The 11,177-nt window shown below is 27.6% G+C and carries 10 protein-coding genes; 1 reads left to right on the top strand and 9 read right to left on the bottom strand.

What is annotated here, in order from left to right:
• Positions 1 to 77: 77 nt before the first annotated feature.
• From KGF48_RS18170 to KGF48_RS18130, 9 genes are all read right to left on the bottom strand, one after another.
• Positions 78 to 386: a hypothetical protein gene (locus tag KGF48_RS18170; protein ID WP_227829405.1), complete on the bottom strand. Its 309-nt coding sequence runs from the start codon at positions 384 to 386 to the stop codon at positions 78 to 80.
• A 142-nt stretch (positions 387 to 528) separates the two neighbouring features.
• The gene (locus tag KGF48_RS18165) at positions 529 to 2,793 is read right to left on the bottom strand and encodes a molybdopterin cofactor-binding domain-containing protein (protein ID WP_227868404.1); all 2,265 of its coding nucleotides are present in this window, start codon (positions 2,791 to 2,793) and stop codon (positions 529 to 531) included.
• 3 nt (positions 2,794 to 2,796) lie between these two features.
• On the bottom strand, positions 2,797 to 3,246 hold the full coding sequence (locus KGF48_RS18160) for a 2Fe-2S iron-sulfur cluster-binding protein (RefSeq protein ID WP_227840065.1): 450 nt from the start codon (positions 3,244 to 3,246) through the stop codon (positions 2,797 to 2,799).
• On the bottom strand, positions 3,246 to 4,034 hold the full coding sequence (locus KGF48_RS18155) for an FAD binding domain-containing protein (protein WP_227868403.1): 789 nt from the start codon (positions 4,032 to 4,034) through the stop codon (positions 3,246 to 3,248). The genes KGF48_RS18160 and KGF48_RS18155 overlap by 1 nt, the downstream gene beginning before the upstream one ends.
• A gap of 193 nt (positions 4,035 to 4,227) precedes the next feature.
• Positions 4,228 to 5,496, bottom strand: coding sequence for a cation:proton antiporter (locus tag KGF48_RS18150; protein ID WP_227840067.1), 1,269 nt, complete (start codon positions 5,494 to 5,496; stop codon positions 4,228 to 4,230).
• A gap of 343 nt (positions 5,497 to 5,839) precedes the next feature.
• The gene (locus KGF48_RS18145) at positions 5,840 to 6,001 is read right to left on the bottom strand and encodes a DNA polymerase III (RefSeq protein ID WP_227829410.1); all 162 of its coding nucleotides are present in this window, start codon (positions 5,999 to 6,001) and stop codon (positions 5,840 to 5,842) included.
• Positions 6,002 to 6,205: 204 nt separating this feature from the next.
• Positions 6,206 to 7,285 carry a lysylphosphatidylglycerol synthase transmembrane domain-containing protein gene (locus KGF48_RS18140; RefSeq protein WP_227840068.1) on the bottom strand — a complete coding sequence of 360 codons (1,080 nt, stop codon included), beginning with the start codon at positions 7,283 to 7,285 and terminating at the stop codon, positions 6,206 to 6,208.
• Positions 7,286 to 7,388: 103 nt separating this feature from the next.
• Positions 7,389 to 8,984: a putative ABC transporter permease subunit gene (locus KGF48_RS18135; RefSeq protein ID WP_227840069.1), complete on the bottom strand. Its 1,596-nt coding sequence runs from the start codon at positions 8,982 to 8,984 to the stop codon at positions 7,389 to 7,391.
• 48 nt (positions 8,985 to 9,032) lie between these two features.
• Positions 9,033 to 9,740 carry an ABC transporter ATP-binding protein gene (locus tag KGF48_RS18130; RefSeq protein WP_227840070.1) on the bottom strand — a complete coding sequence of 236 codons (708 nt, stop codon included), beginning with the start codon at positions 9,738 to 9,740 and terminating at the stop codon, positions 9,033 to 9,035.
• A 278-nt stretch (positions 9,741 to 10,018) separates the two neighbouring features.
• Between KGF48_RS18130 and KGF48_RS18125 the strand changes: the two genes are divergently transcribed.
• Positions 10,019 to 11,164, top strand: coding sequence for a DEAD/DEAH box helicase (locus tag KGF48_RS18125; protein ID WP_227868402.1), 1,146 nt, complete (start codon positions 10,019 to 10,021; stop codon positions 11,162 to 11,164).
• The last annotated feature ends 13 nt before the right edge of the window (positions 11,165 to 11,177 follow it).

Below are 11,177 nucleotides of genomic sequence, written 5' to 3'. Positions count from 1 at the left end.
ATTAAAATAAGTTTATATCTTAATTAAAAACATTAAAAAAGAGCCTTAAAATTAGGCTCTAATAATTTATTTTAAAATCAATGAACTCTAGTATCTTTTAATTTAGATAATATCATCCAAGTTCCTACACAATCAATTTCTAGTTGTTTCTCTATTTCATCATATAGCATTTCTTGATATGATGTATTTAAAACAACATTTTCAACAAGTTTAGAAATTTCTTCTTCTGCGAAGTCAATTTCTATTTGATTCTTCATTTCCTTAAAAAATACCCTTGCTTTCCTCTGACTTATTGAACGACCCTCAAAGCTGACTAAACATTCTAAAATGTTATTATCTCCTCTAAAATTATTTACTGCTCTCATATTATTTAGATTTCCAGCCAAAACATCATCCCCTTAGTTAATTTTATATTTTACAAGTAAAATTTCATAATATTATAATAACTACTTATTAAATATCTTTCAACAGGTATAACATAACTGGTTGTTTAACATGTAAAACTAGTCTAAAATCTGTATAAAATACTTACTTATTCATTGCCATAAAAACTTTTTCAGGTGTAATAGGAAGTGTATTTACTCTAACCCCAACACCATTAAAAACAGCTTCTTGTATTGCTGGTAAAGGAGTATTTATAACAACTTCTCCAACAGATTTAGCTCCAAAAGGTCCTGTTGGCTCATAATTTTCAACAAAATCAACTTCCACATTTCCAATATCACATCTAGCTGGAATCTTATATTGCATAAATGTGTTTGTATCCATGTTACCTTTTTCTGTATATCTAACTTCTTCAAACATTGCCATTCCAATACCTTGAACAATTCCACCTTCAACCTGTATCTTTGCTAAGTTTTTATTTATAACTGTTCCACAGTCCACTATGGCTACATAATTTAATAAATCAACTTTTCCAGTTTCTTTGTCAATTTCAGTTTCTGCAAAACCAGCTATAAAAGGTGGTGGTGATACTGGACTACCATGAGATGCAAGCCCTATTAATTGATTAGTATTTGGTCCAATTGTAGAGTCAACTGCTATATCAAACAATGAAGTACTGCATTCTTTACTAGTTAATTTTATACCATCAAATTCTACTTCTTCTTTATCTACACCTAGTTTAGTGGCTCCAGCAGATATTATTTTATCTCTCAAGTCTTGAGCTGCTTTAACTACTGCCATTCCAGTTACATAGGTAGTACTTGAAGCATATGAACCTGGGTCATATGGAACCAAGTCTGTATCTGATGATATAACTGTTATATTTTCAATACTTGTCTCAAGAATTTCAGCAGCCATTTGTGCTAAAATTGTGTCACTTCCTGTACCCATATCAGTAGAACCTATCATAAGTGTATAGTCTCCACAGTCATTTAGTTTTATTTCAGCTGAAGATTTGTCAAGACCTTGTATACCAGAACCCTGCATAGTAATTGCCATACCCACACTTCTAACTTTTCCATTTTCAAGATGCTTACAAGGATATTTTTCATCCCATCCGATAAGTTCTTTCCCTTTATTTATACATTTTACTAAATCTACACTATTTAAAGTTTTTTCATATGCAAAGGTAGTTTCACCTTGTGTTACTACATTTTTTAATCTTAAATCTGTTGGATCCATTTTTAATTTATCAGCTAACATATTTATAGTTGATTCAACAGCAAAACAACCTTGAGAAGCTCCATACCCTCTAAGTGCACCGGCTGGCATTTTATTAGTATATACTACATCTGCAACAAACCTTGTTGCTTCAACCTTATTATACATTGGTAAAGTCTTCTCCCCAACTAGACCAATAGTTGTAGAAGCATGTTCTCCATATGCTCCTGTATCTGAAAGTGCATTTATATCTATAGCTTTTATTGTTCCATCATTAGTGGCACCTAGTCGAACTTTTAGTTTCATTGCATGTCTACTAGTCGAACAATTAAAAGTTTCTTTTCTATCATATATTATTTTAGCTGGTTTACCTGTTTTTAAAGTTACAATAGCTGAAAAAATCTCAACACAAGCAGTTTGTTTACCACCAAAACCACCACCAATTCTAGGTTTTATAACTCTAATTTTACTAGCTGGTAGTTCTAATGCACGGGATAGATGCCTTTTAACATGAAATGGTATTTGAGTTGAACTTACTACAACTAGTCTTCCAGCATGGTCTAAATAGTTATATGCTCTATACGTCTCCATCATTGCATGGGCTTGAGCTTGAGTATAATATGTTTCTTCAATCACTATGTCACAATTACTTAATACTTTTTCTATATCACCTTTTGTATAGTCATGATGTGACACTATATTCTTTTCTCTCTGCATGCCTATTTCAAAATTACAATGTCTATCTTCATCATGTACTATAGTTTTATTTCCGATTGCCTCTTCAAAATTCAAAACAGGTGTTAGTACTTCATAATTTACCTTTATAAGATTCATTGCTTTAACTGCACTTTTCTCATCTATAGCTGCAACTATAGCTACCTCATCGCCAACATATCTCACAACATTTTCAAGAATTAGCCTGTCATAAGGTGATGGTTCTGGATATGTTTGACCAGCAAGTGTAAATCTAGATTTTGGTACATCTTTATATGTTAAAATACATTCAACACCATCAACCATTTCTGCCTTTGATGTATCTATATCTTTTATCTTTGCATAAGCATAAGGGCTTCTAAGTATCTTTACTATTAAAGCATCTTTTGCTGCTAAATCATCAGTATATACAGGTTTTCCTGTTGTTATACTCATTCCATCTATTTTTTCAATTCCTTTTCCAACTATATTCATATTCTACTTTACCTCCAGATAAGTTTTGATAGCTCTTAACTGTCCCATATATCCTGTACATCTACATAAATTTCCTGTTAAATAATGTTTTATTTCTTCATCTGTAGGGTTCTTAAGTTCATCTTTCATTGCAAGTACAGTAAGTATAAAACCAGGAGAGCAGAAACCACATTGTTCAGCTCCTTCTTTTACCAAAACTTCACTAAATTCTTTAACTTCATTTTCTAAACCTTCAATTGTAATTATCTCTTTATTTAAAACTCTCAAAGTTAATGTCGAACAAGATAATGTAGGTTTCTTATCTATTAAAACTGTACAGAGACCACAACACCCTGTATCACAACCCCTTTTTACACTTAAATTGCCCACTTTTCTTAAAGTATCAACCAAATATTCCTCTGGTTCTATATCAACATTTTTCATTTTTCCATTTATATTAAGCTTCACTAACATTAAATAACCTCCATTATAGCTCTTTTTAAAAGTACTTTACTCATGGCTTTTCTATAGTCTTTAGATGCTCTCATATTAGAACCAAATGTTAATTCCTCTGAAGCCATTTCTATTGCCCTATCTATATTAGATTCATTAATTTCATTATTAGATAAAAACTCACTAGCTTTTTTTGCAACTGTAGCTTTTTGAGGTCTTGCTCCTACACATAGCTTAAACTTATTACCATATTTTGAAACAGACACATTTAAAATAGGATAATCACTTTTTGCATTTCTCAATGACTTATAAGAAGCATTTTTATTTTCCTTCTTTATATACACCTTAATCAATAAGTCTTTCTCATAATCTCTATCTAAAAATTCTTCAAGGCTAATTCTTCCACCTTTATATAACTCTACTTCTGTATCTAATGAAAGCAATGCCACTATCAAATCAGAAAACCCATATTTAGAAAATACTGTTGCACCAACTGTTACTACATTTCTAAACTGAATTCCTATTATATCTTTAACTGAATCTTCTAGTATTTTGCCAAAATTATCTTTTATTATTGAGTTTGTTTCCAATGTTCTAAAAGTCGTCATAGAACCGATTTCAACATACTCTTTATCTTCTTTTATATAATCTAGGTTTAAGTTAGATAACTCTACTCCTGTCCCTATTCTTTTTTTCCCCATTCTTAAAAAAGCACTTCCACCAATTACTTGATTAGTTTTTCTTTTATTTAAAATTGAGTACGCTTCTTCTACTGTATTTGGTTGTACAATATCTATAACCGTAAACATAAATTTCCTCCCTTATTCGCTATTCTTATTTTAAATACAACTAATTATATCACAGCTTCAACAAATTTTGATAATAAATATATGCAATATGTAAATTATGTAAATTTATTTTTATATAAAAAATGGCCATTTCAATAATTATCACTAGATAACCTTAAAATAGCCATTATTATATATCATTTAAAGTGAAAAACTAAAAAGTTGATACCTTTTCGCTTATATTTATCACTTCTTCTTCTAATAATCCAAGTTTTTTAGCTACCAATTTCGTAGTGCTTCCTTGTATTACTAATGTAATTAATATAGACATAAATACTACTGATGAAATTACTTCATATCCAGGAACTTTCATTGCTGAAATAATACCACAAAGTGCAGCTGGTATTACACCCGTTTCTCTTACCCACATCATAAACAATATTTCATTTTTACTCCATTTTGCTTCTCTATCTGCAAGTGCACATACTAAAACACAAATTGGTCTTGCTATAAACATCAATACTAACACTGCAATTACAGATGGTACAAAATATTTACCTAACTGAGCCAAATTAACTTGACTACCTAATATTATGAATATCGCCATACGACAAATAGTTCCTAAAGTCTCAGCAACATAAAAATCTGCATCATAAGATTTTTGGCTTAGCCATATTTTAAAGTTTTTCTTGTTACCAGTTATTATACCTACAATAAAGCAAGACATATATCCACTTCCGCCTAATTTTGTAGATAATTCATATGCAACCACAACTGAAATAACAGATATTATTGGTGCAAAATCTTTAAATATACCATATGGTTTATCATTAACCAATTTCAAAAGCAGTATTCCTGTAATTAAACCAACGACAATTCCGACAACAACCATTGTACCTAATTCATAAATATTTTCACTTAAGGAAAACTTATTTGATAAAATTACAGCTAACACTGCTGATGTTAATATAGCTCCTGTTGCATCATTAAAAGCTGACTCACTTATTACAGTTTGTTTTACTCTATCCTTTATCTTTACCTGATTAAATATAGGTACAAGAGTAGCTGGGTCTGTTGATGCTATTATAGTTCCTGCTAATAAAGCAGTCATTGCACTTACTCCAAAAGTAAATCCTATTACTTGTTGCATTATAAAAGCAGATATCACAACTCCTACAGTGGCCAGTAAAAATACAGATATCTTTACATTTCTCAAAACCTTTAAACTTATCTCTTTCCCACCTAAATATAATATAAATGCAGAACCAAATGTAAGTATCAGTTGATTTTCTATTTGGAATCCACGAATATCTATAAATTTCAAAAATGATGGCCCTATTAAAATACCTACAAGTAAAAATAATACAACATCTGGAATTTTTACTATTTCGCTAAGTTTGCTGCAAATTATTCCAGTTATACTCACAATAGCAAAAATTATCAATAAATTATTGCTAGCAATTGTATGTATAGATGATTCCATGTCAGTCTCTCCTCCTAATATGCATGTATACAACATACTTATTTATTCATTTTACTATACAATTATAGCACACAAATAAATGCTATCAATCATTTTTTTTATCACTTGCAACTTTACTTTCATTTTTGACAATTAAATAACGCTTATATAATTTTATCTTTTTTTTTCTACCAAGAAAAGGTTGATTTTGTCAAGTTTTATGCATCTATAAAATAACGTTATCCTAATACAGGTGTATTTCAGATAATTTTCGACTTTTTTTTCTATTAAAATAAGTTTAAATTTAACAATAAAACATTTCATTATATTATTTTTTTAAAACACACCATTTTCAACTATTCCATTAACTTGGACGATTGATTTTTTTCTTATCTATTCTATCTCCAAGCATACTGCCTATATTTTTATTTGGATATAGTTCTTCAGCAATTTCGACTTTATTATCACTATTTTTTTTAATATTAAAATTACTTATTTGCTTTTCATTTTTTTTATTTTGTTTCATTTTTTCTCCTTTCTAAATAATATAGAATTTGTATTTACTACTTATTATTTCAAATTTCTATAATTTTAATCAAAAAAGGGAAATATCTCAATATAATACAACTTATTTTAGCAGTGTATTTATATTTAGAATTTCCCTAATAATAATTTTGTCGATTAAATTTGACAGACTAAGTAATTTATATTTCTTTTTATTTTCTAATAATTAAACTTTTTCAATAACTTCTTCTAAACTAGAATTACTTTTATTGTCACGTTTCCAGCTATTCAATGTATAATGTGTTCTAAATGTAAACAATCCTGAAATTATTAATAACATATAATATACAAATCCACTATACAAAAGCACTGAATATCCCAATAATTCTTTTGGAATTATGTTTGAGAACATGGTAAAAAATGTAACTTCATTTGCTCCAACATTTCCTGGTGTTGGAACTGGTGATATTGCCATGTATAAAAATACTTGCAATGTCATTATATGTATATATGATACTCCTTTTAAATTTGAAGCTTTATACACACAATAAACTATACTAAAGTATGCTATGAGTTGTAGTGCAGTAAGCAATATGCTCAAAACTAAAATTCTTACATTTTTAATAAATATCTTTATAGAATAATTGTAGTCATCAATATAATGATTTATTCTATCTCTTTTTAAATCTAAAAACTTAAATGCTTTAAATTTAGATAAAAAATTAATCAAAATCTCTGCTACCATTTTTACTTGCTTAGGACTAAATACTATTAAGAGCCCACCTAATAACATGCTTACATTCATGGTCATCCCAGCGGCGATTAAAACTCTAACTGAATGTACTTGTTCCATTAATAATGGCTTATTCAATAAAATTAAAATTCCACAAAATATAGTAACTGTACTTTGAAATACAACGGTCTTATTAGTAACTATGGCTACTGATTTACTGAGACTAACATCATACTTTGTAAGTGCATATATTTGCATTGGCTGACTCCCAGATGCAAAGGGAGTAACTAAATTATAATAAAATCCCATTGTGGCCATTTTAATACCTATAAATTTTACTTTTGTTTTTTGAACTGCATTTATTATTAAATGTGTCACAATAGATTCAATTATCATATATATTAACATTATTAGTATGCCAAGAAATATATAGGTTTTATTTACTAGACTTATAATTTTAGGTATTAGTTTTACATCTAAAGTGGTTGATACTAAATAAGTAGTAATACATATCAAAAATAGCAAAAATCCATATTGAATAAAATCTTTTTCTTTTTTGGATAATTTTCTCATTTATTTTCTCCTAAATTTTTTCATATCACTATACAATAGTATACTACTTAGCATATTCTTTGCAATACCTTAAAAAATAAGTCTTTTTTTAACACAAATATATCTATAAATTTTTAAATATTTTTACTCCTTTAATTGAAATAATTCTCCATAGCATAAAGTCTAATATAAGCGTAAGCACACTTGCTAAAATCAAATACATATTTAGAAATGAAACTTTCAATAACATATATGTGCCTCCAAGTACAACTATATAAATTAATGATGCTAATATTGTAACTATCATACTTGCACTTCTTTTTACTACTGCTACTTCATTTTTCCAATCAAGGTTTGGATAAATCAAATTTGATAACAATCCCATTAAAGCCACAAACAGTGACATAGTTACAATCAAGCAACTTGCTACCATCACAAACTGAATTTCAAAGTTCAGTTTTATAGACACTAATATTAGACATAAAACAGATAGTGGTGCATTTAATAAAAAATTCATCAATATTTTGGACCAAAATATCTCCCTTTCATCTATTGGAGAAGACTTTAGTATCCATAGATTCTTTCCTTCAAAAGAAATTGAACAATATGTTGTGCAGTTTATTACTATTATAAATAGAAACGCACCTAATAACTGTATTTTTATAATACTAAAATCTATATTCATTTTTAGTAACTCACCTATTTTATCAGCTCCAAATGCCAACACACCAATTGTAGCCACTATCAAAAATAACAGACCAATAGAAGAATTCAAAAAGTAAATAAATGAAGAAGTATATCTTCTAAATTCTTTTTTCAATAGAGCCTTTGAAGGTTTTGAAATTTTTTGACTTTTAAATTTATAGTTTTTAGTCTTATAACTTTCACCCATTCTAGCATTTATATTTGTAAATCCTTTTGCAAACAGAGTTACAAAGACAAAAAATGGTATTAATGATATTGCTATAAATATTAAAAATGAAACTATACTTCCAGTTTTAAGAGCATCAACAAAATAGTATATAGGTGGATATATTTTATTAATTGTTTCTGAAATAGATACACTATTTTTTAATAACTCAACTGATATAGAGTTTAATTTTGACATGAGTACAGTATAAGCCAAAATTAATATTACACTACCTATGATTAACACTAAATTTTTATATTTTAGTCTTGATGATAGCTGTCCTATGAATAAGAAAATTATTGATGAAACAACTATTGGTAGTAATGGCAGAGCCAAAAATAATAATATTAAATAAGGAAAATATGTTATATTTACATCGGCATTTAAAAAATAAACTACTGCTGGTATAATCATACACACTGAAGAAAACAAATAATTAGTTCCAACTAACATTAATATTTTACTAGCCAATATAGTAGATTCTTTTATTGGCAAACTAGTTAATAACTCTAAATCCTTCGCTTGAAACAGATATGATGAAGTTTTATATAATGATGTAACAATTGCCATTACTGTTGATAATCCAAAGCCAAACACAAGTAGCATTTCCATTTGATTTATTTGTTTTAAAATATCAACTAGAAAAAGGCTTAAACTTGTTACATAAAATATTAATAGCCCTGCTACAACGACCATTGAAAACATCATTCCTATTATTTTTTGTTTTTCTTTGCTGTCTATATTTTTTAAAGCATTCAATTTAAACTCATTTATTATATTAGTTTTTATTAATATACTTAGATTACTCATAATTTATCATACCTCACTTTAGACATTATATTCTGTAAAAATATCACTTTATTTTTCTATTAATTCCATAAAAATATTTTCAAGAGAATTGTTTCCTTTCACTTCTTCAGTAGTTCCATAAGCAATTATTTTTCCATCTTTTATTATGGCAATCTTATCGCAGATTTTTTCAGCAACTTCTAATACATGTGTTGAGAAAAATATACAACCACCTTTTTTACAAAACTCCTTCATGATTTCCTTTAATATAAAGGAAGCTTTTGGGTCAAGACCTACAAAAGGTTCATCAAGAATTAGAATTTTAGGATTATGGATTAAAGCTGAAATTATAGCTAGTTTTTGTTTCATACCATGTGAATACGAAGATATTAAATCACCTAATGCCTTATTAATTTCAAATTTATTTGAATAATATTTTATTAATTCCTCTCTTTCCTTTTTATCTACCTCAAATATATCTGCTATGAAGTTAAGGTATTGTATTCCAGTTAAAGCTTCATACAAATCTGGATTATCCGGAATATATGCCATTTCCTTTTTGCACTCAACAGATTGTTTTTTTATAGATTTAGAGTTTACAAGTATTTCTCCTCCCTCAAAATCATGTATCCCAACAATTGCTTTAATAGTAGTAGTTTTTCCTGCACCATTATGACCTATAAATCCAAAAATCTCTCCGTCATTTACCTCAAATGAAATATTATTTACTACCTTTTTATTTTTATATGATTTAGATATATTGCTTATCTTTAACATAATTTCCCTCCATATTATATATTATAGTTTTAATACTTGTTATATATAATATATAACAAGTATTAAACAATTACAACTACAATTTGCTAAATTTTCAAATTTATATATTAGGCAATTGTAAAAATACTGAAATCAATATAAATATAAAAAAATCATCTATATTTACTTCTAAATTGCACATAATTATAAAATAATGTATAGTTCGATTTGACTAAACAATGTATAATAAGAAATAGTTAACTACAATTAATATAAGTTTTTAATAGAAGGAGCAAAAGATGAACACATTTGAACAATTAAAAATAAGTTCTACTCTAATAAACGGACTTAAAAAACAAGACATAACTTCTCCAACAGAAGTTCAGTCACTTGTTATAGAAAATATAATGCAAAATAAAGATTTATTAATCAACTCACAAACTGGAACAGGAAAAACACTTGCATATGTTTTACCTATATTTGAAAAAATTGATACATCAAAAAGAGAAACTCAGGCTCTTATACTTGCACCAACACATGAATTAGTAATGCAAATTACAAATCAAATTGAATTATTAGCAAAAAACTCAGAAATTCCTTTAACTTCACTAGCCTTAATTGGAGAAGTTAATATACAAAAACAAATAAAAAATATAAAGTCTGTAAAACCTCATATAGTAATAGGAACTTGTGGAAGAATTTTAGACTTGATAAAACAGAAGAAGTTAAAATCACACAACATAAAAACTATCGTTTTAGATGAAGTAGACAATTTATTGAATGGTAAAAATATAACTTGTGTAGAAGACATCATAAAAACTACATTAAGAGATAGACAAATCATAGGTTGTTCTGCAAGTCTTACTGATAGTACTATAAAAATTTGTGATAAATTTATGAAAGAATTGGAAATAATAAAAACAAAAGAAAAGTCACAGATAAATCCTAATATAAACCATATGTATATGTTGGGAGAAATAAGAGATAAATTTACTTTTCTTAGAAAGACATTAGCTGCTACAAACCCAAAAAGAGCTATTGTATTTGTAAACAATGAAAAAAATATAGATGTTATAGTATCAAAATTAAACTATCATAATTATAAAGCAATTGGAATTTTTGGAAATATGCCAAAAGAGGATAGGAAAAATGCAATAAATAAATTTAAACTTGGTAAAGCAAAAATTTTAGTTACAACAGATTTATCTGCTCGCGGGCTTGATATAGTAGATATAAGCCATGTTTTTAATTTAGATTTTCCAAATAGTAAAAATGAATATCTGCATAGATGCGGTCGAACTGCTAGAGGAAATCGAAGTGGAGATACTATTTCAATAATAACAAAAAAAGAGTTAGATATTATAAAAGAATTACAAAAAGAATTTAATATAACAATTGTGCCTAAAATCTTAGATAAGGGAAAATTAGTAGACATATCTAAGTAATACAAAAAAATAA

The sequence above is a fragment of the Clostridioides sp. ZZV15-6388 genome (genome assembly GCF_020657755.1).
Taxonomy (GTDB): domain Bacteria; phylum Bacillota; class Clostridia; order Peptostreptococcales; family Peptostreptococcaceae; genus Clostridioides.
This window is presented reverse-complemented; position numbering and strand designations above follow the sequence as displayed.